Annotated in this window: 27 protein-coding genes; 9 read left to right on the top strand and 18 right to left on the bottom strand. The window is 73.0% G+C overall.

Annotation, left to right across the window (positions count from 1 at the left end):
- Window positions 1–5: 5 nt before the first annotated feature.
- Complete coding sequence (recQ, locus tag ACFY1H_RS25055) at window positions 6–1,841, bottom strand: DNA helicase RecQ (protein ID WP_366582126.1); 1,836 nt, start codon at window positions 1,839–1,841, stop codon at window positions 6–8.
- Window positions 1,842–2,001: 160 nt separating this feature from the next.
- On the opposite strand from recQ, the gene ACFY1H_RS25050 reads away from it, so the two are divergent.
- On the top strand, window positions 2,002–2,451 hold the full coding sequence (locus ACFY1H_RS25050; protein ID WP_386950033.1) for a DUF6314 family protein: 450 nt from the start codon (window positions 2,002–2,004) through the stop codon (window positions 2,449–2,451).
- Between the two features lie 41 nt (window positions 2,452–2,492).
- Here the strand turns inward: ACFY1H_RS25050 and ACFY1H_RS25045 are convergent, their stop codons facing one another.
- Entirely contained in the window at window positions 2,493–2,660 is a 168-nt protein-coding gene (locus tag ACFY1H_RS25045) for a hypothetical protein (protein ID WP_366582124.1), read from the bottom strand.
- A 181-nt stretch (window positions 2,661–2,841) separates the two neighbouring features.
- Here ACFY1H_RS25045 and ACFY1H_RS25040 point away from each other — a divergent pair, with 181 nt between their 5' ends.
- From ACFY1H_RS25040 to ACFY1H_RS25030, 3 genes are all read left to right on the top strand, one after another.
- The gene (locus ACFY1H_RS25040) at window positions 2,842–3,495 is read left to right on the top strand and encodes a hypothetical protein (RefSeq protein ID WP_386950030.1); all 654 of its coding nucleotides are present in this window, start codon (window positions 2,842–2,844) and stop codon (window positions 3,493–3,495) included.
- 1 nt (window position 3,496) lies between these two features.
- Window positions 3,497–3,949: a hypothetical protein gene (locus ACFY1H_RS25035; protein ID WP_386950027.1), complete on the top strand. Its 453-nt coding sequence runs from the start codon at window positions 3,497–3,499 to the stop codon at window positions 3,947–3,949.
- 117 nt (window positions 3,950–4,066) lie between these two features.
- Complete coding sequence (locus ACFY1H_RS25030; protein ID WP_366582121.1) at window positions 4,067–4,573, top strand: DUF664 domain-containing protein; 507 nt, start codon at window positions 4,067–4,069, stop codon at window positions 4,571–4,573.
- Here ACFY1H_RS25030 and soxR read toward each other — a convergent pair.
- Window positions 4,546–5,043, bottom strand: coding sequence for a redox-sensitive transcriptional activator SoxR (soxR, locus tag ACFY1H_RS25025; protein WP_366582120.1), 498 nt, complete (start codon window positions 5,041–5,043; stop codon window positions 4,546–4,548). The two genes, ACFY1H_RS25030 and soxR, sit on opposite strands and share 28 nt — an antisense overlap.
- A 112-nt stretch (window positions 5,044–5,155) precedes the next feature.
- Here soxR and ACFY1H_RS25020 point away from each other — a divergent pair, with 112 nt between their 5' ends.
- Complete coding sequence (locus ACFY1H_RS25020) at window positions 5,156–5,737, top strand: NADPH-dependent FMN reductase (RefSeq protein WP_386950023.1); 582 nt, start codon at window positions 5,156–5,158, stop codon at window positions 5,735–5,737.
- A gap of 25 nt (window positions 5,738–5,762) precedes the next feature.
- Here the strand turns inward: ACFY1H_RS25020 and ACFY1H_RS25015 are convergent, their stop codons facing one another.
- From ACFY1H_RS25015 to ACFY1H_RS25005, 3 genes are read right to left on the bottom strand one after another with little or no spacing between them, the layout of a single operon-like run.
- A complete protein-coding gene (locus ACFY1H_RS25015; RefSeq protein WP_366582118.1) occupies window positions 5,763–6,245 on the bottom strand; it encodes a hypothetical protein in 483 nt (160 codons plus the stop codon).
- The gene (locus ACFY1H_RS25010; protein ID WP_366582117.1) at window positions 6,242–7,672 is read right to left on the bottom strand and encodes a HAMP domain-containing sensor histidine kinase; all 1,431 of its coding nucleotides are present in this window, start codon (window positions 7,670–7,672) and stop codon (window positions 6,242–6,244) included. Before ACFY1H_RS25010 ends, ACFY1H_RS25015 begins: the two co-directional genes overlap by 4 nt.
- Window positions 7,669–8,355 carry a response regulator gene (locus tag ACFY1H_RS25005; protein WP_386950019.1) on the bottom strand — a complete coding sequence of 229 codons (687 nt, stop codon included), beginning with the start codon at window positions 8,353–8,355 and terminating at the stop codon, window positions 7,669–7,671. The genes ACFY1H_RS25010 and ACFY1H_RS25005 overlap by 4 nt, the downstream gene beginning before the upstream one ends.
- 111 nt (window positions 8,356–8,466) lie before the next feature.
- Between ACFY1H_RS25005 and ACFY1H_RS25000 the strand changes: the two genes are divergently transcribed.
- Window positions 8,467–9,372, top strand: coding sequence for a phosphatase PAP2 family protein (locus ACFY1H_RS25000; RefSeq protein ID WP_386950017.1), 906 nt, complete (start codon window positions 8,467–8,469; stop codon window positions 9,370–9,372).
- A gap of 73 nt (window positions 9,373–9,445) precedes the next feature.
- Window positions 9,446–10,837, top strand: coding sequence for a pyridoxal phosphate-dependent decarboxylase family protein (locus ACFY1H_RS24995; protein WP_386950014.1), 1,392 nt, complete (start codon window positions 9,446–9,448; stop codon window positions 10,835–10,837).
- On the opposite strand, the gene ACFY1H_RS24990 is transcribed toward ACFY1H_RS24995, so the two are convergent.
- Both ACFY1H_RS24990 and ACFY1H_RS24985 read right to left on the bottom strand, forming a co-directional pair.
- Window positions 10,815–11,786: a pirin family protein gene (locus tag ACFY1H_RS24990; protein WP_386950012.1), complete on the bottom strand. Its 972-nt coding sequence runs from the start codon at window positions 11,784–11,786 to the stop codon at window positions 10,815–10,817. The genes ACFY1H_RS24995 and ACFY1H_RS24990 overlap by 23 nt on opposite strands.
- A gap of 111 nt (window positions 11,787–11,897) precedes the next feature.
- Entirely contained in the window at window positions 11,898–12,353 is a 456-nt protein-coding gene (locus tag ACFY1H_RS24985) for a hypothetical protein (protein ID WP_366582112.1), read from the bottom strand.
- A gap of 63 nt (window positions 12,354–12,416) precedes the next feature.
- On the opposite strand from ACFY1H_RS24985, the gene ACFY1H_RS24980 reads away from it, so the two are divergent.
- Window positions 12,417–13,244, top strand: a complete 828-nt coding sequence (locus ACFY1H_RS24980) for an alpha/beta hydrolase (protein ID WP_366582111.1) — start codon at window positions 12,417–12,419, stop codon at window positions 13,242–13,244.
- Window positions 13,245–13,259: 15 nt separating this feature from the next.
- Here ACFY1H_RS24980 and ACFY1H_RS24975 read toward each other — a convergent pair whose 3' ends face one another.
- The 8 genes from ACFY1H_RS24975 to ACFY1H_RS24940 all read right to left on the bottom strand — a co-directional run bounded on the left by ACFY1H_RS24975 (window position 13,260) and on the right by ACFY1H_RS24940 (window position 20,212).
- Complete coding sequence (locus tag ACFY1H_RS24975) at window positions 13,260–14,186, bottom strand: Ku protein (RefSeq protein WP_366582110.1); 927 nt, start codon at window positions 14,184–14,186, stop codon at window positions 13,260–13,262.
- 62 nt (window positions 14,187–14,248) lie between these two features.
- The gene (locus ACFY1H_RS24970; protein WP_366582109.1) at window positions 14,249–14,668 is read right to left on the bottom strand and encodes a DUF6292 family protein; all 420 of its coding nucleotides are present in this window, start codon (window positions 14,666–14,668) and stop codon (window positions 14,249–14,251) included.
- 183 nt (window positions 14,669–14,851) lie between these two features.
- Complete coding sequence (locus ACFY1H_RS24965; protein WP_366582108.1) at window positions 14,852–15,226, bottom strand: response regulator transcription factor; 375 nt, start codon at window positions 15,224–15,226, stop codon at window positions 14,852–14,854.
- A complete protein-coding gene (locus ACFY1H_RS24960) occupies window positions 15,223–16,650 on the bottom strand; it encodes a PAS domain S-box protein (protein WP_366582107.1) in 1,428 nt (475 codons plus the stop codon). The genes ACFY1H_RS24965 and ACFY1H_RS24960 overlap by 4 nt, the downstream gene beginning before the upstream one ends.
- Window positions 16,651–16,693: 43 nt before the next feature.
- Window positions 16,694–17,083, bottom strand: a complete 390-nt coding sequence (locus tag ACFY1H_RS24955; protein WP_366582106.1) for an ATP-binding protein — start codon at window positions 17,081–17,083, stop codon at window positions 16,694–16,696.
- Window positions 17,084–17,154: 71 nt separating this feature from the next.
- The gene (locus tag ACFY1H_RS24950; RefSeq protein WP_366582105.1) at window positions 17,155–17,805 is read right to left on the bottom strand and encodes a response regulator transcription factor; all 651 of its coding nucleotides are present in this window, start codon (window positions 17,803–17,805) and stop codon (window positions 17,155–17,157) included.
- 95 nt (window positions 17,806–17,900) lie between these two features.
- Window positions 17,901–19,001 carry a glutamate--cysteine ligase gene (locus ACFY1H_RS24945; protein ID WP_366582104.1) on the bottom strand — a complete coding sequence of 367 codons (1,101 nt, stop codon included), beginning with the start codon at window positions 18,999–19,001 and terminating at the stop codon, window positions 17,901–17,903.
- 17 nt (window positions 19,002–19,018) lie between these two features.
- A complete protein-coding gene (locus ACFY1H_RS24940; protein ID WP_366582103.1) occupies window positions 19,019–20,212 on the bottom strand; it encodes a peptidase dimerization domain-containing protein in 1,194 nt (397 codons plus the stop codon).
- 129 nt (window positions 20,213–20,341) lie between these two features.
- On the opposite strand from ACFY1H_RS24940, the gene ACFY1H_RS24935 reads away from it, so the two are divergent.
- A complete protein-coding gene (locus tag ACFY1H_RS24935; protein WP_386950003.1) occupies window positions 20,342–21,268 on the top strand; it encodes a hypothetical protein in 927 nt (308 codons plus the stop codon).
- A 164-nt stretch (window positions 21,269–21,432) separates the two neighbouring features.
- On the opposite strand, the gene ACFY1H_RS24930 is transcribed toward ACFY1H_RS24935, so the two are convergent.
- Window positions 21,433–21,579, bottom strand: coding sequence for a hypothetical protein (locus ACFY1H_RS24930; RefSeq protein ID WP_386950000.1), 147 nt, complete (start codon window positions 21,577–21,579; stop codon window positions 21,433–21,435).
- A gap of 136 nt (window positions 21,580–21,715) precedes the next feature.
- Window positions 21,716–22,639 (bottom strand): aromatic acid exporter family protein, encoded by a 924-nt coding sequence (locus ACFY1H_RS24925; RefSeq protein WP_386949997.1) that lies wholly within the window; start codon window positions 22,637–22,639, stop codon window positions 21,716–21,718.
- Window positions 22,640–22,738 lie beyond the last annotated feature (99 nt).

Raw genomic sequence — 22,738 nt, 5'->3', positions numbered from 1 at the left:
CGCGCCTACTCCTCCGCCAGCGCGGCCAGCACGCCCTCACCGTACTTCGCCAGTTTGGCCTCGCCGACGCCGCTGACGGTGCCCAGGGCGGAGAGGGAGCCGGGGCGTTCGGCGGCGATCTGGCGGAGCGTGGCGTCGTGGAAGATGACGTAGGCGGGGACGCCCTGGTCCTTCGCCGTGGCGGCGCGCCAGGCACGGAGGCGTTCGAACAGGGGCGCGGCCTCCGCGGGCATTTCCACGGCCGCGGCGGTGCTGCGGCGGGAGGTGCGGGCGGCGCGGGCCGGGCGTTCGGGTTCGCGGCGCAGGGACACCGTGCGTGAGCCGTTGAGCACGGACGTGCTGCCGTCGGTAAGGACGAGGGAGCCGTAGTCCCCTTCCACGGCGAGGAGGTTCTGCGCCAGGAGCTGCCGGACGACGGCCCGCCACTCCTGTTCGCGCAGTTCGGTGCCGATGCCGAAGACCTTGAGCGTGTCGTGCTGGAACTGGGTGACCTTCGGGGTCGTCTTGCCGAGCAGGATGTCGATGATCTGGCCGGCGCCGAACTTCTGGCGGCGTTCGTTGCGCAGGCGCACGACGGTGGAGAGCAGCTTCTGGGCGGGGATGGTGCCGTCGAAGCGTTCGGGCGGGGCGAGGCAGGTGTCGCAGTTGCCGCAGGGCTCGCCGGTCTGGCCGAAGTAGGCGAGGATCTGCGTGCGGCGGCATTCGACGGTCTCGCACAGCGCCAGCATCGCGTTGAGGTGCGCGGCCTGCCGGCGGCGGTGGGCCTCGTCGCCCTCGCCGTTCTCGATCATCTTGCGCTGCTGCATCACGTCCTGCAGCCCGTAGGCGAGCCACGCCGTGGACGGCAGCCCGTCGCGGCCCGCGCGGCCCGTCTCCTGGTAGTAGCCCTCCACGGACTTCGGCAGGTCCAGGTGCGCGACGAACCGCACGTCCGGCTTGTCGATACCCATCCCGAACGCGATCGTGGCCACGACCACGAGCCCGTCCTCGCGCAGGAATCGCGACTGGTTGTCCGCGCGGGTGCGCTTGTCGAGCCCCGCGTGGTAGGGCACCGCGCGGATTCCGTTCTGCACCAGGAACTCCGCCGTCTTCTCCACCGACGCGCGCGAAAGGCAGTAGACGATCCCCGCGTCGCCCTTGTGCTCGGTGCGCAGCAGCTCCAGCAGCTGCTTCTGCGGCGAGTTCTTGCCGACGATGCGGTACTGGATGTTCGGCCGGTCGAAGCTCGCGACGAAGTGGCGCGCGCCGTCGAGGTTGAGCCGCGCGGAGATCTCCTTGTGCGTGGCCTCGGTCGCCGTGGCGGTGAGCGCGATGCGCGGCACGTCCGGCCAGCGCTCGTGCAGCGACGACAGCATCAGGTAGTCGGGCCGGAAGTCGTGGCCCCACTGCGACACGCAGTGCGCCTCGTCGATCGCGAACAGCGCGATCTTCCCCCGGTCGAGCAGCCGCACGGTCGACTCGACCGAAAGGCGTTCCGGCGCCAGGTAGAGCAGGTCGAGCTCACCCGCGACGAACGCCTCCTCCACGCGCTGGCGCTCGCCGAAATCCTGTGTGGAGTTGAGGAATCCCGCGCGCACGCCGAGGTTGCGCAACGCGTCGACCTGGTCCTGCATCAACGCGATCAGCGGCGAGATCACCACGCCGACGCCGGGCCGCACGAGCGAAGGGATCTGGTAGCACAGCGATTTCCCGCCGCCGGTGGGCATCAGCACCAGCGCGTCTCCGCCGGAGATCACGGTTTCGACGATGTCCGCCTGATCGCCGCGGAACGCGTCGTAACCGAACACACGCTGCAGGGTTTCGAGGGCGGGGGAGCGCTGGGCCTGGTCGGGGTGAGCCACCCGGCCGATTCTAGGCGCCGGGACCGACACCGCGGTGCCACCCCGGGCGCCTCGGCGCGTTTCCGGCACGAGTGTCCCGCTCGCGCCACGGAAGTCACGCTGTGTGTGATCCCCACCCCGCCGCCGCGTCACGTCGTACGGGCGGGCGCAGAATGGCGGGGTGGACTTCGAGATCACCGACCTCGCCGCGCACTTCACCGGCACCTGGCGGCTCTCGCGCGACATCGTGGCCGCCGACGGCGAGCCGATGGGCGAGGTCACCGGCACCGCGACGTTCACCCGGGAAGGCGTCCTCGTCTACCACGAGACCGGCGAGCTGCGGCTGCCCGGCTACACCGGCCCGGTGAGCCGCACCCTGCTCTACCACCCCGACGGCGCCCGCGCCGCCGTGCACTTCGACCACGGCGGCTTCTTCCACGACCTCGACCTGGCCACCGGCCGGTGGCGCACCGACCACCCGTGCCGCGACGACCTCTACCGCGGTGAGTACCGCGTGCTCGACGCCGACCACTGGAGCCAGGAGTGGGTGGTCGCCGGCCCGGCCAAGGACCACGTGATCACCACCCGCTTCACCCGCGCGTCCCCTTCCGCGACCCGGACGGAAACCTGATCGAGGTCGGCAACCACCTCGGCTGAACCGCCGGGAACGGCTCAGCGGCGCCGGTTGCGCACGATCAGCAGCAGGACGGCGAGCGCGGCGACGATGCACACCACGGCCAGCAGCGTGCCGGCCCAGCCGGGCACGGGGACGCCGGCGATGGTGCCGAAGGCCGGCACGACCCGGAGCGCGCCGGAGGCGAGCCGCACGGTGGTGTCCACGTGCCGTCCTCCCGTCTGCCGGGTTTCGCCCTGATGTCCGAACCGTACCGCATCCGGGGGTACGGGCAGGGCCACTCGGCCGAAAACGCCGTTCATCGGCGGTATTCGCGTTTCGCCTGGGCAGCGGCGGGCATCCGACCGGGACGGGGGGCTCGACAAAATCCGTGAAGGAGTTCGTGCGATGCCCACTTGGCTCATCGTCGTGATCGTGGTGGCCGCCGTCGTGGTGATCGGTGCCGTGGCCTGGCTCGTCGTCCGGGAACGGCAGCGGAAACGACTGCAGCAGCAGTTCGGTCCGGAATACTCGCGCGCGGTGGAGGAGAGCGACAATCCGCGTGCGGCACAACGGGAGCTGGCCCAACGCGAACGCCGCCACCGGGACCTCGACATCCGGCCGCTCTCGGCGTCGGCACGCGAGCGCTACGCCCAGCACTGGTCGCTGATCCAGGAGAAGTTCGTGGACCAGCCCGCGGGTGCGCTCGACGAGGCCGACGACCTGCTCGTGGCCGTGATGTCCGAGCGCGGCTACCCGACCGAGGGCTACGACCAGCAGCTTTCCGATCTGTCCGTGCGCCACTCGCGCACGCTGGAGCACTACCGCGCGGCGCACGAGACGCATCGCCGCCACGCGGAGACGGCACTGTCCACAGAGGAACTGCGCTCGGCGATGGTGCACTACCGCACCGTGTTCGAGGACCTGCTGACCGACGACACCGGTGCCGAAAGCCGTGGCGACACGCGCACCGACGACGACACCGTCGAGCGCCGCCGCGAGCACACCGCCGCGCGCGGCGGCAACCACCGCGGCGCCCACGAGCGGAACGGAGAACGCTGACATGACCGGCCAGGAGACCCGGGGACTGAGCACCGCCGACCTGGCGGGTGCGGCCGAACAGCCCCGAACCGGGGAACGCCGGGACACCCGCTCCCGTGAAGTGTCCGATGTGGACACCGAGGTGAGAGAAGCGGAAGATCGTGGCGCGGACCGGAACACCGCGGACCGAGGCGCCCGCACCGATGGCGCCCCGCCGCTGTTCGAAGGCGGCGACGTCGACCGCTTCCGCCACCGCTGGCAGGAAGTGCAGACCGGCTTCGTCGACGACCCGCGCCGCGCGGTGCGCGACGCCGACGAGCTCGTCGCCTCCGTGATCAGCTCGCTGGCCGAGACCTTCGCCGAGCACAAGGGTGAGCTGGAAGCGCAGTGGCGCGACGGCGAGCCCGCCACGGAGGACCTGCGGATCGCGCTGCGCCGCTACCGCTCGTTCTTCGACCAGCTGCTCGGCACGTAACAGGGCCGCCGGCTCGGCCCGCCGCCGCGCCCGACCGCCGGAATTCGGTGGTGGCGCGGCGGTTTGCGTGCGGCATGATCGGGGTAGCAGGCAGGAACGAACCGAGGAGGACTACGGATGAACGTGGCCGATCTGCTCGTGGACGGCTTCGGCCGGATCCAGGAGGTCGTGCACCAGTCGGTCGACGGCCTGACCGGCGACCAGCTCGTCGCGCGGCCCGGGCCGGGCGCCAACTCGATCGCCTGGCTGGTCTGGCACCTCACGCGGGTGCAGGACGACCACGTGGCCGACGTCGCGGGCACCGAGCAGATCTGGACGGCGCAGGACTGGCACCGCCGCTTCGGCCTGCCCTTCCCGCCTGCCGACACGGGGTACGCGCACAGCAGCGACGACGTCGCGGCCGTGCAGGTGGACGACCCCAAGCTGCTGACCGGCTACTACGACGCCGTGCACGAGCAGACCGTGGCGTGGGTCGGCGGCCTCGACGGCAAGGCGCTCGACGCCGTCGTCGACGAGGGCTGGGACCCGCCGGTGACGCTGGGCGTGCGGCTGGTCAGCGTGCTCTCCGACGACCTGCAGCACGCCGGGCAGGCCGCCTACGTGCGCGGTCTCGTGCTGGGCTGAGGGTCCGCGTAGCCGTCCCCGCGATGGTCCGGAAGCCTTCGCGGCCCGGGACCCTCGCGGCCGAGGCGGTCGCCGGGGTTCGCGAGCCGGCACTTGGTGAGCGACATGCAGCCGCAGCCGATGCAGTCGGTGAGCTGGTCGCGCAGCTGCTCCAGCTGCCGGATGCGCTCGTCGAGGTCCTCGCGCCAGCAGTGGGAGATGCGCGCCCAGTCGGTGCGGGTCGGGGTGCGGTCGTCCGGCAGCAGCGCGAGAACCTCGCGGATCTGCGACAACGGCATGCCCACCCGCTGCGACATCCGGATGAACGTGACGCGCCGCAACGTGTCGCGGCGGTAGCGGCGCTGGTTGCCCGCCGTGCGCCGGCTGCGGATCAGCTTCTCGTCCTCGTAGAAGCGCAGGGCCGACGCGGGCACCCCCGTGCGGTGCGCCAGCTCGCCCACGGTCAGCTCGGGCAGCTCGGTCTTGGTCATGGCAGCGAGGATAGAGGCGCGCGGACGGGTTGACTTCAAGGGAGCTTGAAGTTCCAGACTCGGTTCCCGTGCGGGACACCCGGTCCCGCACGGGGATTCGAGGAGGACCATCGTGTCGGAAGTTCCCGTCCGGGTTGCCGTGATCGTCGGCAGTGTCCGGGAAGGACGGTTCGCGCCGACGGTCGCGAACTGGTTCACCGGCGAGGCCGCCGCGCACGGCGGGTTCGAGGTGGACGTGGTCGACTGCGCCGATCCGGCCCTGCCACTGGCGTTTCCGGCGTTCGGGTCCGAGCCCGCGCCGGAGGTGGGGCGCCTGGCGGCCCGGCTCGCCGCGGCCGACGCGTTCGTGGTCATCACGCCGGAGTACAACCACAGCTACCCGGCCTCGCTCAAGAACGCCGTCGACTGGTTCCGCTCCGAGTGGCAGGCCAAACCCGTCGCTTTCGTGGCGTACGGCGGGCTTTCCGGCGGCCTGCGCGCGGTGGAGCACCTGCGTCCGGTCTTCGCCGAGCTGCACGCCGTGACCATCCGCGACACGGTGAGCTTCCACGGCGCCCACGGAAGATTCGACGAGTCCGGCAGCCCCACCGACGCCGAAACCACCGGTGCGGCGGTGAAGCAGCTGCTCGACCAGCTGGAGTGGTGGGCGCGTTCGCTGGCCGACGCGCGGGCCTCGCGGGCATACCCCGTCTGAAGACAGGGGCTCGGGAAGACAGGGCTCAGAAGGTGCAGAGCGCCGGGCCGATCCGCGAATCGGGCGTGACCACCGAAACGCCGCGCAGGTCCACGGGCAGCCCCGCCGCCGACATCGCGGCGACCGTGGTGCAGACCACTTGGTCCACGCCGAGGTAGAGCGGCTTGATCGCGAACGGGATGGTCACCGTCGGCGGCACGCTGGTGGTGTCGATGGAGACCTGGCCGTCGCCGGGGAACAGCAGCGAGTAGTAGCCGCTCTTCTGCTCGGCCGGGGTCGGGCCCTGGAACAGCTCGTTCACCGCCAGCTCCGGCGTGACCGGGCTGCCCCAGCTGCGCACGACGGGCGTCAGCTGGCCGTCGACCAGGAAGTACAGCGTGAGCTGGTTGGCGCGGGCGCTGGGGCCCAGCGCGGTCGGGGCGGGGCCGGCGGGCACGACGACGGTGGGCTGGATGCCGCACGCGCTCACGAGCAGGAGCACGGCGAGTGCGGCCACGAGCTTCTTCATCGCGCCTCTCCGGGCCGGGGGTGGCGGGGCAGCCACAGGGTGAACCGCGCGCCGGAACCGGTGTCGGCGGCCTCGACGTCGCCGCCGTGCAGCCGGGCGTTCTCGCGCGCGATGGACAGGCCGAGCCCGCTGCCCTCCGAGCGCGCCCGCGCGGAGTCGGCCTTGGTGAAGCGGTCGAACACGTGCGGCAGCACGGCCTCGGGGATGCCGGGACCGTGGTCGGTGACCTCCAGTGTCACGGTGTGCGCGTCGGCGGCCAGGTGCACCTCGACCGGAGGTTCGCCGTGGCGCAGGGCGTTGCCGACCAGGTTCGCGACGACGATGTCGAGCCGGCGCGGGTCGACCGTCGCGACGACGCCGGCCGGCAGGTCGGTGACGATCCCGTCGGCGGCCGTCCAGCCGCGGGCGGCGAGGCTGTCGGTCACGCCCTGCGCGACGTCCCACTCCTCCAGCCGCAGCTCGGCGCGCCCGGCGTCGAAGCGGGAGATCTCCACCAGGTCTTGCACGAGCCGGGTCAGCCGGCGGGTCTCGGCCGAGACCAGGCGCGCGGCGACGGCGGTGTCGGCGGGCAGCTGCTCGGCGTCCTCGTCGAGCACGTCGGTGACCGCGTTCATCGCGGCGAGCGGGGTGCGCAGCTCGTGGGAGACGTCGGCGACGAAGCGGCGCGCGTCGGCCTCCATCTCCCGCAGCGTGCCGACGGTGCGCTCCAGCTCGGCCGCGGTGCTGTTGAACGTGGTCACGAGCTGGGCCAGCTCGTCGGAGCCCTTGGCGCGCAGGCGGACGTCGAGCTGCCCGTGGCCGAGCTTGCGGGCGGCGGTGTTCAGCGCGCGCACCGGGCGCAGCACCTGCCGGGCGGCCAGCAGCGCCAGCGCGACGGCGATCGGCAGCGCGAGGGCGGCCGTCTGCCACGCGCGGGTGGCCAGCCGGTCGATCGCGGTCTGCTGGGCGGCCAGCGACACCATGGAGTAGACCTCGACGCCGGTGTGCGCCACCCCGTTGTCGCCGCGCTGCAGCACGGGCATCCCGACCAGCAGCAGCGGGGTGCCGCCCGTGATCACCCGCTTGAACTGGATCGTGCCGCCGGTCGCGACCTCCTGGCGCAGATCGGCGGGCAGCGTGGCCGGATCGAGCCCCGACCGGGAACGCAGGTCGCCGTAGATCGCGACGGTGGTGCCCTTGAGATTGTCGGCGAGGTTGTCGAGCTGGCGCTGGTCCGGCGGCAGCGTCATCTGCGGCAGGTACGCGGTGACCTGGTCGCGCAGCTGGACCATGGCGGGGTCCTGCACACCCTGCAGGATGGTCGTGCGCGCCGTCACGTAGCTCGCGCCGGCCGCCGCGGCCGCGCCGACCAGGGTCATCGCCGCGAAGGACAGCACCAGGCGCGGCCGCAGTCCCGAGAGCCACGGCCGCAGCCGGGGAACCCTCACGAGCGGCCGAACCGGTAGCCGAAGCCCCGCACGGTCTGGACGTGGTCGGGCCGCGCCGGCACGTCCTCGATCTTGGACCGCAGCCGCTGCACGCAGGCGTCGACCAGGCGCGAGTCGCCGAGGTAGTCGTGGTCCCACACCGCGGTGAGCAGCTGCTGGCGGCTGTAGACCTGGCCCGGCGTGCGGGAGATCTCGAGCAGCAGCTTGAGCTCGGTCGGCGTGAGCGCCACCTGCTCGCCCCGTTTCGTCACGAGCATGCCGGCGCGGTCGATCACCAGCTCGCCGTGGCGCTCGACCTCGCCCGCGCGCGCGTCGTGATCGCTGACCGCGCGGCGCAGCACCGCGCGGATCCGCGCGTCGAGCACCCGCGGCTCCACCGGTTTCACCACGTAGTCGTCGGCGCCGGCCTCCAGGCCCGCGACCACGTCGAAGTCGTCGCTGCGCGCGGTCAGCATGATGATGGGCACCTCGCCCAGGGCGCGCATCCGGCGGCAGGTCTCGAACCCGTCCATCCCGGGCAGCATCAGGTCGAGCACCACGATGTCGGGCAGGTGCTTGCGCACCTGGTCCAGCCCCGCCTCGCCCGAGCCCGCGGTGTGCACCGCGTGGCCCTGCCTGCGCAGGGCCAGCTGCAGCCCTTCCCGTACGGCCGCGTCGTCCTCGACCACCAACACCTCTGCCACCCCGGCCATTATTCGGAAAACCGCAGCGTGGGGCGAACCGGGGCGATCTTGTAGCAAAACCATGACACGGCACTGACGCGACAACTAAATCCCGCGCCGAGACTCGGGTCCATGGCAGTGACGTTCCCCGAGGCACCCCCGATCACCCCGTCCGGCTCCCCGCGCCACGCGCTCGAGGTGCGGACCCCGTCGCGCACCGTGCTGCTCGTCGCGAGCGCGGTGGGCTGCGCGGTCGCGTTCGTCGTGGCGTACCTGCTCTTCGTGCGCACGGCGGCGGGCCAGGAGGCGGAGAACGGCGTGGTGCACAGCGCGCAGGCCACCGGATCGTCCACTGTGGACTGGGCCGCGCCGCTGCGTGACGTGGATCTCGTGGTGCTGCTCGGCGCGGTCGCGGTGCTGGTGCTCGTGCTGGCACTGGTGCGGCGCCGGTTCGCCCTGGGCGTGACGGCGCTGGTGCTGCTGGCGACCCCGCTGGTCGCCGCGCAGCTGCTCAAGATCTACGTGCTCGACCGGCCCGCCGGCCTCGACGGCTACGCGGTCGCGAGCCACAACAGCTTCCCGAGCGGGCACGTCAGCGCGGCGACGGCGGTGCTGTTCGCGCTGGCGGTGGTGCTGCCCGCCCGGATGCGCACCTGGGTGCTCGCCGTGGGTTCACCCGGCGTCGCCTGGGTCGCCGCGGCGACCGTCGCGCTCGGCTGGCACCGGCTTTCCGACACCGTGGGCGGCTGCCTTCTCGTGGCCGCAGTGGTGTGCGCCGGCGCGGCGGTCGTCTCGGCCCGGCGGCCCGACGGGCGGCGGGTCCCGGTGCTCGCCACGGTGGTGGCTTCGGCGGGCCCGACGGTCGTGGTGCTCGCCGGGTTCGCGGTCCTGGCCTCGGCCACGTCGGAGGCCGCGCAGTTCGTGGCCGCGCTGGTGCTGGCGGGCGTGTCGGCCGTGGCGCTGGTGCTGCTGGTCGCCGGTCCGGTGCGCAAGGTGAACTTCGACCCGGGCCGGGCGCGGACGCGGCTGAGCCGCTGAGCGGGCCAGTTCCCGGGGATTGGCCTGCGACGGCCGCCGCCGCGCGCGGCTAGGGTCGCCGCAGGAGGTGGCTGTGTACTCGAAGCTGGCCGAAGACCTCGCCGGCCTGCCCGCGCTGCTCGACGCCGCGCGTGCGCAGGCCGGCGAGCTGCTCGCGGGGGTGGCGGACCGTCCGGTGGCGGTGCCGCCGAGGACGGTCGAACCCGCGGAGCTGCCGGAGAACGGCGTGGGGGCGCGGGCCGCGCTCGCGGAGTTCGGGCGCCGCTGGGCGCCGGGGTTCGCCGCGAGTGCCGGGCCGCGGTACCTGGGGTTCGTCACGGGCGGCGCGACGCCCGCGGCGGTGGCCGGCGACTGGCTCACGGCCGCGGCGGACCAGAACCCCGTGTCGTCGCTGGATTCCTCGGCTTCGGACCTCGAACGCGAGACGGTGGGCTGGCTCGCGAAGCTGTTCGGGCTGGGGCCCGAGTTCAGCGGCGCGTTCGTCTCCGGCGCGACGATGTCCAATGTGGTCGGTCTGGCGATCGGGCGCGAGTGGCTGGGGGAGCGGCTGGGCGTCACGGTCGCCGACGCCGGGGTCGCGGCGCTCGGCCCGGTCGAGGTGCTGAGCGGGTCGCCGCACTCCAGCGCGCTCAAGGCGATGTCCGTGCTGGGCCTCGGCCGCTCGGCCCTGCGGCCGGTGACCGTGCGGCCCGGGCGCGAGGCCGTGGACGTCGAGGCACTCGAGCGGGAGCTCGCCGCGCTGGGCGGGCGGCCCGCGATCGTGATCGCCAACGCCGGCACGGTCAACACCGTCGACTTCGACGACCTGCGGGCGATCGCCGCGCTCAAGGCGAAGTACCCGTTCTGGCTGCACGTCGACGCGGCGTTCGGCGGGTTCGCGGCGCTCTCGCCCGAGCACGCGGGACTCGTCGACGGGCTGGAGCTGGCCGACTCGGTGTGCGTCGACCTGCACAAGTGGCTCAACGTGCCCTACGACTCGGCGATCCAGTTCAGCCGCCGCCTCGACCTGCAGGTGCGCGTGTTCCAGAACTCCGCCGCCTACCTCGGCCACCCGGGCGACAACCCGGACTTCGTGCACCGCACGCCCGAATCGTCGCGGCGGCTGCGCGCGCTGGCCGCGTGGTGCACGCTCGCCGCGTACGGCCGGGCGGGGCACCGCGAGATCGTCGAACGCTGCGTCGCCCACGCCCGGGACCTCGGCGACCGCCTGGCCGAGACGCCGCAGTGGCGGCTGCTCGCGCCGGTGCGGCTCAACGTCGTGTGCTTCACGCTGGCCGAAGACCCGACGCAGGAGCGCATCGACGCCGTGGTGCGCGCCGTCGCCGCCGGGGGCGAGACGTTCGTGACGCCGACGGTCTACGCGGGCGTGCCCGCGCTGCGGGCCGCGTTCAGCAACTGGCGGACCGAGCGCGAGGACGTGGACCGGATTTTCGCCGCGCTGGTCAGGGGTTCCGGCGCGGCTTGATCCGCACTCCCGGCAGCACGGGCGCGGGCAGCCGCGCGGGGTCGCCGGGCACCTCGGGGATCGCGCCGAACTGCGGCGATTCCGCCTGCCACGCCTCGCGGTACTCCACGATCTCCTCGTGCGTGCGGGCCACGAAGTTCCACCACATCACGATCTCCTCGCCGAACGGCGGCCCGCCGAGCAGCATCACGCGAGCGCGGCCGTCGCCGGTGTTCGCGAGCTCGAGCGTGGCGCGGCCGGTGCCGAGGTACCCGAGGTCGGTGGTGTGCAGCGCCGAGCCGGCGAAGGCGACCTCGCCGGTGTCGACGAGCACGCCGTGCTCGTACTCGGGGTCGACGTCCAGCGTGACGTGGGCGCCGGGCTCCAGGACCAGCTCGGCGCCGAGCAGCGGCGTGAACGTCTTGACCGGCGACGTCTCGCCCGCGAGCGTGCCGAGGAAAACGCGCGCGGTGGCGCCGCCGAGGTCGGTGGCGGGCGGGGCGTAGTGCTGGAAGTCGCGCTCGGCGTGGCGGTGGGCGTCGGGCAGCGCGACCCACAGCTGCACGCCGTGCAGCGTGGTGGTCTCCGGTGTCGAGACCTCGGAGTGGCAGATGCCGTGGCCGCCGGTCATGAGGTTCAGCTCGCCCGGGCGGATCATCGCGTGGGAGCCGAGGCTGTCGCGGTGCTCGATCTCGCCGGCGAACAGCCAGCTCACCGTCTGCAGCCCGGTGTGCGGGTGCGAGCCGACGGACATGCCGCCCGTGGTCCTCGGGTCGTCGGGCCCGTAGTGGTCGGCGAAGCACCAGGCGCCCACCAGCGAACGCTTGCGCTGCGGCAGCGTGCGGCGCACCTTCATCGCGCGCGGCCCGCCCAGCGGCACGTCCCGCGCGCCGAGGACCTCGACGCCGCCGTGGCCGGCCGCGTCGTCCCCGCAGTCCAGCACGGGTGGCTCGGTCTCGACGTTGCTCATCCTGGTGCCTCCACTCGCGCGGCCGGTTCACCGAAACCTTAGCGGGAAGGCTTGTGCCGCGTCGTTTTCGAGGCGGCGTGGGTTCGAGGGGCAGTGGGGTCGAGACCGTGCTCAGTCGGGGGAGTGAGGCGTGGCCTCGTGTCCGGGCAGTCCGGGCGTGCGGTTCTCGCGCTTCACCCGGGCCTCGGCGAGGTGGCGGACGCCGCGGGTGAGCTCGCGCACGCGCGTCTCGTGGTCGCGGAACACGCGGTAGTAGGTGGTGTCGTACTCCTCCACGATCTGGAACGTCCAGCGCCCGTGCAGCACGTTGCGGCCCAGCAGGTGCTCGGCGAGGCGGTCGGCGTGGCCGGGGTGGCCGGCCGCGCGCAGCATGGCGATGCCGTCGGAGAGCTTCTCGTCAGCGGAGCCGCTGAGCTGGTGGAACTCGTAGAGCCGGCCGCGGGCGATCTCGACGGTCTCCATCGCCTCGGTGATCTTGCCGACGGCTTCGAGCGTCGCGCGGTCGGGTTCCAGCTGCTCGGCCGCGGTGTCGTCGAGCCGGAGGTCGGGGTGCGCGTCTGGGTCCATACCTCGCGAGGTACCCCGTGAACGCCGTTCCCTCACACACCCGAGCCGCTAGAGTCGCGCCGCATGGGGACCTCACATGATCTGACTCTCGCCGGCGACCGTGTGCTGCGCGTGCACGACAGCGGCCGCGGCGACACCCTCACCGTGGTCTGGTTCCACGGCACGCCGCAGACCGGAGCGCTGCTGGCACCCGTCCTGCAGGCCGCGGACGCGCGCGGGATCCGTGTCGTCTCCTACGGCCGCCCCGGCTACGGCGGGTCGACGGTGGTGCCGGGCCGCACCATCGGGTCCGCGGCCGAGGACGTGCGCGTGCTCGCCGACGCACTGGGGCTCGGCCGCTTCGCGGTGGTCGGGGCTTCGGGCGGCGGGTCGCACGCGCTGGGGGCTGCGGCGCAACTGCCGGATCGCGTCACCGCGGCCGTGACGCTGGCCGGGGTCGCGCCGTACACCGAGGAGTTCGACTGGTTCGCCGGGATGGCCGACCCGACCTCGCTGCGCGCCGCGCGTGAAGGCCGCGAAGCGCGGATGGCCCACGCGCTGGCGCACGAGTTCGACCCGGAGAGCTTCGTCGCGACCGACTGGGCCGCGCTGGACGGCGCGTGGGGACCGCTCGGCGCGGACGCCGGGGAAGCCGGCGGCGCGGGCCACGACGGTGAGGTCGACGACGACGTCGCCTACGCGTCGGGCTGGGGCTTCGAACTCGCCGAGGTGCGCGTGCCGGTCCTGCTGGCGCAGGGCGGCGCCGACCGCGTGATTCCCGCGTCGCACGCGCAGCACCTGCTGGCCCACCTGCCCGACGCCGAGCTGTGGCTGCGGCCCCGCGACGGGCACATCTCGATCCTCAACGCGTTGCCCACCGCGCTGGACTGGCTGCTCGCGTTACCCCGGTGAACGCCGAGGCGACGGTCAGGACGCCTCTTCCAGCGCCCGTTCCAGATCCGCGCGCTTCATCTTCGAGCGGCCCTTGATCTCGCGTTCCTTGGCCAGCTCGTCGAGCTGCGCCTTGGTGAGGTCCGCGAGCTGCGGGCCCTTCTCCTTCTTGCCGCGCCGCTTCCCGTTCTTCACACTGCGCTGCAGGGCCTCGAACAGGTCGACCACCTTCGTCGGCTCCGCGGCCTCGGCGGCCGGCGTGACCTTGTCGCCCTTGCGCTTGGCCTCGATGAGCTCGTGGACGCGGTCGGTGTAGGTGTCGCGGTAGTCCTCGGGCCGCCAGTCCTCGGTGAGCGCGTCGATGAGGTTCACGGCCATGTCGAACTCCTTGCCGCGCGCCGGCGCCTTCTCCGGCAGGTCCGGCAGCGACTTCTCCCGGTCCCGCAGGTCCGCGGCGAAGTGCAACGTGTCGAGCAGCATCACGCCGTCGCCGGCCCGCACCAGCGCCAGGTACTCGCGCCCGCGCAGCACGAACTTGGCCACGCCCGCCTTGTCCGTCTTCGCCATCGCCGCCAGCAGCAGCGAGTACGGCTTGTCGTAGTCGGAGCCCGCGGGGGCGAGCCAGTAGGTGCGGTCGAAGAACATCGGGTCGATGTCGGCGAGGTCGGCGAACGCCTCCACATCGAGCGACTTGCTGCGCCCGGGCGCGATCTCGTCGAGTTCCTCGGGCTCCACCAGCACGTAGTCGCCGTCGTCGAGCTCGTAGCCCTTCACGATCTCGGCCAGCTCCACCTCGTCGCCGGTGCGCTCGTTCACGCGCCGGTAGCGGATGCGGTCGCTCGTGCCGCGCTCGAACTGGCGGAAGTGCACGGTGTGGTCCTCGATCGCGCTGTAGAGCCGCACCGGCACCGTCACCAGGCCGAGGGTCAGCGAGCCGCTCCAGACGGGCCGTTTCGGTGCCATGACGCACTCCTTTCCCGACCGGGGACTACCCGCTTTCGCCCGCGCCGACGCATCACCCCGCGTCAGGCCAGGCGGTCCAGCAGTTCGTCGTGCCCGCCCGCGCGGCGCAGCTTGCGCGGGTCGGGGCGGCCGAGGGAGTGGTCGGCCGCGCGCAGCGCCCCCAGGAAGCGCTCGACGGCGGCGGGTTCGGCGAGCACGTCGTCACCGTCGAGGTAGGCCAGCACGATCAGGTCCTCCCCGCACGAGGCCTCGATCGCCGCCGACCAGCCGTGCACCTCGTCCCACAGCAGCGCCAGGTCCCGGTCGGGGAAGCGGCCCAGCCGCCGGTCGAGGGCGATGTAGGCCGAGACGGGCAGGTCGAGGTCGACCGTGCAGGACTCCAGTCCCACGCCCACCGCGGCGGCCACCCGCGCGAGGTAGCCGCGCAACGCGCGGTCGAAGCGGTGGTCCACGCCGAGGTCCGCATCCACGAAGCTGCTCACGACGCAACCCTCTCTGTCGCCGGGGAAGGGGATCGCCCTGTGGGGCGAGCATCGGCTACCCCGTTCCGGGTCGCCTCACACCCCATTTTCGGGTGAATTTCCTGCCACACGGGCGATCCCGCGCAAGTGGCTCCGATCGGACGCACGCGGTCCCGGCGACCGGGACCCTTCGTGAGCGCGTGGCTACCGTCCGGCCAGCCGCCGCACCGCCGCGACGATCTCGCGGTTCGGCACACCCTTCGTGAGGTACTCGACGGCACCCGCGGTCTCCATGGAGGCCATGGACGCGTGGTCGGAGTAGGCGGAGAACGCGAGCACCGCCGTTCCCGGGCAGCGGGTCACGATCTCGCGCGCGGCGCGGGCCCCGCCACCGCCGGGCATGCGCACGTCGAGCACCGCGACGGCGGGCCGGTGGCGCTCGGCGAGCGTGATCGCGTCTTCCGCGTCGCGCCCGACGCCGACGACCTCGATGTCGGGCTGCTCCTCGAGCACTTCGCGCAGGGCGTCGCGGATCATGTCGTCGTCGTCGCTGATCACGACGCGCAGGGGGCCGGTCACCGCTGCTCGTCCGGGGCGCTCGGCAGCCAGAACTCCACACTCGTCCCTTCGCCGGGCTTGCTGGACATGGACCACCAGCCGTGGGCCGACTCGGCGCGTTCGCGCATCTCGATCAGCCCGAAGTGGTCGCGGCCCGGGTCGGTGCCGGTCACGGCGGTGCCGATCCCGTCGTCGGTCACGCGGAAGAGCGTGCCCCTGTCCACTGTGGACAACGAAACCTCCACTCGTGACGCGCGGGCGTGCTTGTGCACGTTGGTGAGCGCTTCCTGGCAGATCCGGTATCCCGTCACGGCGGCTTCCGAGGTGGGTTCGGCCGTGAGGTCGTGGCGCAGCGTGTACTGGAGCCCCCAGCCGGGCAGGACCTCTTCGAGGTGACCGGTGAGCGCGACCACGAGCCCGTGGCGGTCCAGGTCGGGCGGCCGCAGCCGGGAGACGAGCGCGCGCAGCCGGCCCACCGCCGCGCGCACCGACTCGTCGAGCGCGTGCACCCCTTCGCGGTGTTCCTCGGGCAGCCGGTCGGCCAGCAGCTGCAACCGCATGCCGACGGCGACCATCGACTGAATCGAGTCGTCGTGCACGTCCCACGCGATGCGCCGGCGCTCGACCTCCTGGGCGTCGACGAGGTGCCCGACCAGCCGGCGCCGCTGCACCAGGGCCTGTTCGGCGGCGCGGCGTTCGCTCATGTCGCGGGTGACCTTGCCGAAGCCGCGGTGGTTGCCGGCGTCGTCGAACAGGGCGGTGATGACGACGTTGGCCCAGAAGCGGGTGCCGTCCTTGCGGATGCGCCAGCCCTCGTCTTCCAGGCGCCCTTCGGCGAGCGCGGTTTCCAGCTCCCGCGCGGGTTTGCGGGCGGCGATGTCCTCGGCGGGGTAGAAGACCGAGAAGTGCCGGCCGATGATCTCGTCGGCGTGATAACCGTTGATGCGCTGGGCGCCGGCGTTCCAGCTGACGATGCGGCCGCCGGTGTCGAGCATGAAGATGCCGTAGTCGGAGACGTCCTGCACCAGCAAGCGGAAGCGTTCCTCGCTCTCGCGCAGCGCTTGCTCGGCGGTGCGGCGCTCGGTCATGTCGCGGGTGACCTTGCCGAAGCCGCGGTGATTTCCCTCGTCGTCGAACAGGGCGGTGATGACGACGTTGGCCCAGAAGCGGGTGCCGTCCTTGCGGATGCGCCAGCCCTCGTCTTCCAGGCGCCCTTCGGCGAGCGCGGTTTCCAGCTCCCGCTCGGGCTTGCGCGCGGCGATCTCCTCCGGCGGGTAGAACACGGAGAAGTGCCGGCCGATGATGTCCTCGGGCCGGTAGCCCTTGATGCGCTCGGCGCCCGCGTTCCAGCTCAGGACGCGGCCGGCCGGGTCGAGCATGAAGATCGCGTAGTCGAGGACTCCCCGCACCAGCAGGCCGAGGTCGTCCACCGCGGGGTCGTCCATGCCCCAACTCTGCCCCATCCGGCTCACGCGGGCAGCTTCCGGTTCACCCGCGCGGAGCCCGGCCGAGCTCACACCACACGACCTTTCCCGACTCGCCGGGTGTGACACCCCACGCCAGCGCCAGCTCCTGCACGAGCCGCAGGCCCCAGCCGCCGTCCGGACCGGACTCGCGGGTCGCGGGCAGCTCGGCGCTGTCGTCGGCGACCTCGAGCCGGACCACCGCTTCGCCGTACTTGAGCCGCAGCACGGGTTTGCCCTCGCCGTGCTGCACGGCGTTGGTGGCCAGCTCGGTCACGATCAGGAGGGCGTCGTCGGCCACGGCACCGAAGCCCCAGCCGGTCAGGGTCGCCCGCGTGAAGTCGCGCGCCGACGCGAGACCGGCCACCGATTCGGGCAGCACGCATTCGACGTCGACGGGCGCAGGGACCTCCACGTCCCCACTCTGCGCGAAACGCCCGCCGTGCGGCAGACGCAGATCACCACCGCGTCACTGACGCAGGTGCATCAATCCAGCAGGCCCTCGCGCCGCGCGAAGGCGACCGCTTCGAGCTTCGAGCGCGCGCCGAGCTTCTCCAGCACGCGCTGCACGTGGTTGCGGGTGGTGTTGCGGGTGACGCCGAGGCGGTCGCCGATCTCCTCCGTGCTCGCGCCTTCCGCGAGCAGCTGCAGCGTCTCGCGTTCCCGCGCGGTCAGCGCCGAGCCGTTGCCGCCGGCGCGGCCGGTGAGCCGGTCGAGCACCCCGGGCAGCAGGGCGGCGTCGAACACGACCTCGCCTTCGGCCACGCGCTGCACGGCCGACTCCAGCTGGTCGAGCGGCGCGGACTTGAGCAGCAGCCCCCGGCCGCCGGCCTCGGCCACGCGCGCGGCGACGGCCGGAGTGGCGTCGCCGGTGAGGACGAGAACCTGCGAGCCGAGTGCGGCGAGGTCCCCGATCGCGGCCACGGCGTCGCCGTCGGGCAGGCGCCGGTCGAGGACCACGACGTCGGGCCTCAGCCGGGCCGTGTCGGTCGTCGCGGCTTCGCGCGAGCGGACGCGCCCGACCACGGAAATCGCGGGCGAGCGCTGCAGGGCGAGCTCGAGAGCCTGGGCCACCATGTCGTGGTCTTCCACGAGCAGCACCCGCACCGGGCCGGCGAACCGAGGCTCGACAGGCATGTCGCTGCCTTTCCATTGGCGCCGGGGACTGGGGCGGGTTTCCGAACTGACCACTCATCGTAACCGGGTGCCGGCCTGGCCACCGTCCGGGCGGGTCAGGCCGTCGCCGGTCTCGCCGCGCCGGCCGGGACGGCGAAGCGGTCGACGACGTCGAGGGCGTTTTCCCGGTTCGCGAAGAGCTGCCGCTGGCGGTCGGCTCCGCCGCCGTCGCGGGCGAGCCGAGCGAGGCCTTCGCGGGCGAACACGGTGTCCCCGGCGGCACGGAGGGCGGGTGCGCAGAACTCGGTCAGCCGCCTGAGCACCTCGACGGCAGGGAGCAGGTCGCCGGTGCCCGGGTCGGAGCAGTGGCCCGTGACGCCTTCGCGGGAGGCGCGCCAGAGCCGGCCGCGCAGCACCTCGTTGGACAGGTGCGGGGGATCGCCGGCGTCGAGCACCGTGGCCACGAGCGCCCGGCACAGCACGCCGAGCAGCGTGGCCTCTTCGACGGTGGCGGCGACGTCGGCGACCCGGAACTCGATCGTCGGCTGCTGTTCCGACAGGCGCACGTCCCAGTAGACCATCCCGCGGTCGAGGATCGCGCCCGAGCGCAGCCACGCGTCCACGACGCCCTCGTAGTCCGCGTGCGAGGCGAACCGCGGCGGCGGCCCGGCCGAGGGCCAGCGCGCCCACTCCTGGTGCCGCCAGCTGCAGTACTCGGTGTCGCGGCCGTCCGCGATCGCCGAGTTGGCCGTGAGCGCCAGCAGCGCCGGCAGCCACGGCCGCACGTGCCCGAGCACGCGCGTGCCGGTCTCCGGGTCCGGCACGGCGACGTGGACGTGGCAGCCGCAGGTGAGCGTGGTCTGCGCAGTGGCGCCGAAGTGCGCGGCCATCCGGCGGTAGCGCGGGGTCGCGGTGATGGCGGGGAGCTCGCCGGAGGAGACGGGCGAGCTGCCGCAGGGCAGGATCCGCAGCCCGCGCCGGTCGGCCGCGCGGGCGAGCGAGGTGCGCATCGCCTGCAGCTGCTCGACGGCTTCGTCGTGGGTGACGCAGATGCCGGTCGCGGTCTCGGCCTGGGCCTTGGTGAGCTCCTGCTGGAACTCGCCCGCGCCGCTGTCGTCCGCCGACTCCAGGACGGCGGCGGCCGCGTGCGCCGGACGGCCCCGGTCGTCGACGACGAGGAACTCTTCTTCGATCCCGAAGGTGAGCACGTCGGCCATGGTGGGTCCTTTCGGGGTCAGCCCGTGCGCTCGGCACGGGCCTGGTCGGCGAAGCAGTCCCACGCCTGGCTCACCAGAGCCGGGTGCGCCAGCAGGTCCACAGTGGTCCGGCCGAGTGCCGCGGCCGAGGCGAGCAGCACCGAACGGGCCCGTGGTGACGCGGCCGCCGCGGCGAACTCGGGCGTGCCCTCGGCGTGACCCGGGTCGAGGATCGCGACGAACGGGTGGATCGTGGGCACCTTCAGGCTGACGTCACCGACGTCGGAGGAACCGGGGAACACACCCGGGTCCGGCGGCGTCGCGTGGATGCCGCGCGCGGCGAGGTGGCGGGCGAAATGGCTCGACAGCACGGGGTTGTCGCGGAAGTGCGCGCAACCGGGGCCGAGCCGGTCGGTCCGGGCTTTCGCACCCGTGGCCAGGGCCGAGCCCTCGGCGCACGCCGTCACGTCGGACACCAGCCGCTCCAGCGCCGCGGTGGTCGGCGCGGACAGCCCGAACCGCGCCTCGGCCAGGCCGGGCACGACGGCGGTGGACTCGCCGCCGCGCGTGATGATGCCCTGCACGTGGAAGCCGGCGGGCAGGCGTGCCTGCAGCGCGGCGACGGCGGTGAAGGTCTGCACGAGCGTGGCCACCGCGTCGACGCCGCGGCGGGGCTCGGCGGTCGGGTGCGCGGCGCGGCCGTGGACGGTCACGCGCACGTCGGTGCGGGCGGTCAGCGGTGCCCACGTCCAGGTGTGCGTGCCGGGGTGAAAAACCAGTGCCGCGTCGACGTCGTCGAACACCCCGGCGGCGGCGAGAGCGGCCTTGCCCGTGGCCGGTTCCGCGGCGGGGCAGCCCACGACGAGGATCGAGCCGCGGTCGTCGCCGGTGACGGCTCGGGCGGCGAGCGCGGCCCCGAGACCGGCCGCCGCGACGAGGTTGCGCCCGCTCGCGTGGCCGAGGCCGGGTACCGCGTCGTACTCCAGCAGCAGAGCCACGCACGGCCGGGTTTCGCCGCGACGCGCGGTGAACGCCGTGGCCAGGCCGGCGACACCGTGCTCGACGGCGAAACCCGCCTCGGCCAGCTCACCGGTCAGCGCGCGGACGGCCTCGTGCTCGGCGTCCGCCGGCTCGGGCCCGGCGTGCAGCGCACGGGCGATCGACCACAGCCGCTCGTCGAGCCGCTCGATCTCCTCGTCGACCCGCTCGTGCCGGGTTTCGTCCGCTTCCATGCGCCACACATACCCACCCTCCTCCGATTCGATACCGGCGGGGTCGGCGAGTGGGTAATTCGGCCGTGTGCCGGGCGCGGTCGGTGGGGAATTCTCGACGGGAAAGCAGCCGAGTCGGACGGAGCAGGCATGACAGCGGGAAGCTACCGGGTACTGCCGGCCGAGGTGTCGTCGATCGTCAAGAACGTGGAGAGCCTGGGCTCCTCGGCGTTGTCCTCGACGCGCGACCTCGAGTCGCTCGTGATCGACGCGCTCTCGTTCGCCGGGATCGGCAGCGGGGTGGCCGCGGCGAACTCGACGCTGCAGTCGCAGCTGGTCTCTTCGCTCGGCAAGTTCGTGAGCCTCATCGGTGAGGTGAGTGGCAAGGTCCAGTCGGCGGTGCAGGGGTACACCGATGCGGACACGGCCGTGGCACAGGGTCTCGGCGGGGGTACGCAGGCTGCTCCGGCTGCCGGGGGTGGCGCCGCCGCGCCGGCCGCCGCTGCGACGCAGCTGGACGATCGGGTCGTCGACTCGATCATGCGCTCGGAAGGCGCGACCGGCGAGCAGGGCGGGGTGCCCGAGGTCTACGGCTTCCGCCAGAGCATGCACAACGGCTACGACGAGATCATGGCCGCGCGCAACCAGTACGGCATCGGCAGCCCCGAGGAGCACGCCGTCGTCGCGCGCCTGATGTCCGCCAACGCCCGCACGGCCGGCGCCCTCAACTTCACCGACGCCGGCACCCAGGCCGCCGTGATGTCCGGCGCCCACATGCGCGGCGCCGGCGGCGTGCGCGCCATCCTCAACCACATGGGCGGCGCCGACATCGTCCGCAGCGCGCCCATCCTCGACCCGGCCGCCGTGCAGCACATCCAGGGCCTCACCCCCCAACAGTTCCAACAGGACTTCCACGACGCCCGCATCGAGTACGACCGCCAGGTCTACGGCGCCACGACCACCACGCAGGGCGGGCACACCCAGAACTGGTGGGACCGCTACGGCAACGGCCTCACCCAACGCTACGACCGCGAACAGAACGAATTCCTCGGCCTTTCCCAGCGCGCGGCCCAGTAGCCGTTCGGCATCCAGCCGGCCGCCCCGCGAGATCGCGCCGGTTTCCGGATTCGGGCCGGTGCGATCGGCCCTGGGTCTTTCCCGGCCCGCGGCCCAGCGGCCGTTCGGCATCCAGCCGGCCATCTCGCGGGATTGCGCCGGTTTCCGGATTCGGGCCGGTGCGATCAGTCCTGGGTCTTTCCCAGCGCGCGGCCCAGCGGCCGTTCGGCATCCAGCCGGCCATCTCGCGAGATCGCGCCGGTTTCCGGATTCGGGCCGGTGCGATCGGCCCTGGGCCTTTCCCGGCGCGCGGCCCGGTAGCCGTTCGGCATCCAGCCGGCCACCCCGCGAGATCGCGCCGGTTTCCGGATTCGGGCGGTGCGATCGGCCCCCGGCCGATCCGACCGCCCGAATCCGGAAGCCGGCTCAAAGGCGATCTCGCACGCCCCGGCGGAGCCGGGGCCAAAATTACAGCTCCCGCAGGAGCGCGGCGATGCGACGGAGCGGCCGTCGCGCGATGGCGCCGAGGCGGGTGCCGTCGGTTTCGGCGTTGTGCGCGATGGCGGCTTCCGCGGTGGCCAGGGCCGGGGGGTCGGGCGTGCCGGTGAGGGCGGCGGTCACGGCGTCGGAGAGGGGGCCCGCGACTTCCGACGTGTCGGTCGGTTCGCCGCGGGTGGCGAGCTCGGTGGTGTCCTCGAAGTGGATGCGCACGAGGGTGCCGATGTCGGAGGCGGCCTGGGCGAGGGGCACCAGGGCGGCGAGGTGGTCGGTCTCGGTGCGGCGCCACCACGGGTGGGAGCGCACGGCTTTGCGCGCCAGGGCGAGCTTTCCCGGCAGCGCGCGGGCGCGGGTCTCGACCGCGCGCACCGCCTCCTCGTCGAGTGGCGCCCGGAGGTTCCGGGCCAGTTCGGCCGCGGTCTCGTGGAGTTCTTTCACGAACGTGCGGGCCGGGTTCGCCGGCAGCAGCAGCGGCGCCAGCACCACGGTCACCCCGGCGCCGACGGCCGTCTCCCACAGGCGCGACAGCGCGTAGGAGTCCGGGTCGGTGCTGGCGAACACCAGCAGCGCCGACACGGCGACCTGGATGTTGAGCGTGCCGCCGATGCGCAGCACGATACCCACGGCGAGCGCCAGCGCCAGCACGAGTGCGAGCGCCCCGGCGGACGGGTGCACCACACGCAGCACGAGAATCCCGATCGACAGCCCGCACACCACACCGGCCACGCGCGCCAGGGACACGTTCAGCGTCGAGTACGGCGCGTCCCGGATGGACACCAGCGGCACGATCACCGCGTACACCGGAGGCTGCCGCGCGCCCAGCCACACACAGATCTGCCACGCCACGGCCGCCGTCACCACGATCCGCAGCGCGAACGGCCCGTCCGTGCGCAACAGCTCGCCCGCGCGGCTGTGTTGTCTGCCCCGGCTCCGCCGAGGCGTGCGAGATCGCCTCAAGCCGGCTTCTTCCCTCCCGGTTTTCGCCCAGCCCAG

Source organism: Amycolatopsis sp. NPDC001319 (genome assembly GCF_042896185.1).
Lineage (GTDB): Bacteria > Actinomycetota > Actinomycetes > Mycobacteriales > Pseudonocardiaceae > Amycolatopsis.
This window is presented reverse-complemented; position numbering and strand designations above follow the sequence as displayed.

Bases quoted from the DNA above. Each gene is read 5' to 3' on its own strand.
- ACFY1H_RS25040 (WP_386950030.1), top strand. From the start codon at position 2,842: ATGCCCACTTGGCTCATCGTCGTGATCGTGGTGGCCGCCGTCGTGGTG.
- ACFY1H_RS25035 (WP_386950027.1), top strand. From the start codon at position 3,497: ATGACCGGCCAGGAGACCCGGGGACTGAGCACCGCCGACCTGGCGGGT.
- ACFY1H_RS25030 (WP_366582121.1), top strand. From the start codon at position 4,067: ATGAACGTGGCCGATCTGCTCGTGGACGGCTTCGGCCGGATCCAGGAG.
- soxR (WP_366582120.1), bottom strand. From the start codon at position 5,043: ATGACCAAGACCGAGCTGCCCGAGCTGACCGTGGGCGAGCTGGCGCAC.
- ACFY1H_RS25015 (WP_366582118.1), bottom strand. From the start codon at position 6,245: ATGAAGAAGCTCGTGGCCGCACTCGCCGTGCTCCTGCTCGTGAGCGCG.
- ACFY1H_RS25000 (WP_386950017.1), top strand. From the start codon at position 8,467: ATGGCAGTGACGTTCCCCGAGGCACCCCCGATCACCCCGTCCGGCTCC.
- ACFY1H_RS24990 (WP_386950012.1), bottom strand. From the start codon at position 11,786: ATGAGCAACGTCGAGACCGAGCCACCCGTGCTGGACTGCGGGGACGAC.
- ACFY1H_RS24985 (WP_366582112.1), bottom strand. From the start codon at position 12,353: ATGGACCCAGACGCGCACCCCGACCTCCGGCTCGACGACACCGCGGCC.
- ACFY1H_RS24980 (WP_366582111.1), top strand. From the start codon at position 12,417: ATGGGGACCTCACATGATCTGACTCTCGCCGGCGACCGTGTGCTGCGC.
- ACFY1H_RS24975 (WP_366582110.1), bottom strand. From the start codon at position 14,186: ATGGCACCGAAACGGCCCGTCTGGAGCGGCTCGCTGACCCTCGGCCTG.
- ACFY1H_RS24960 (WP_366582107.1), bottom strand. From the start codon at position 16,650: ATGGACGACCCCGCGGTGGACGACCTCGGCCTGCTGGTGCGGGGAGTC.
- ACFY1H_RS24950 (WP_366582105.1), bottom strand. From the start codon at position 17,805: ATGCCTGTCGAGCCTCGGTTCGCCGGCCCGGTGCGGGTGCTGCTCGTG.
- ACFY1H_RS24945 (WP_366582104.1), bottom strand. From the start codon at position 19,001: ATGGCCGACGTGCTCACCTTCGGGATCGAAGAAGAGTTCCTCGTCGTC.
- ACFY1H_RS24940 (WP_366582103.1), bottom strand. From the start codon at position 20,212: ATGGAAGCGGACGAAACCCGGCACGAGCGGGTCGACGAGGAGATCGAG.
- ACFY1H_RS24935 (WP_386950003.1), top strand. From the start codon at position 20,342: ATGACAGCGGGAAGCTACCGGGTACTGCCGGCCGAGGTGTCGTCGATC.
- ACFY1H_RS24930 (WP_386950000.1), bottom strand. From the start codon at position 21,579: ATGCCGAACGGCTACCGGGCCGCGCGCCGGGAAAGGCCCAGGGCCGAT.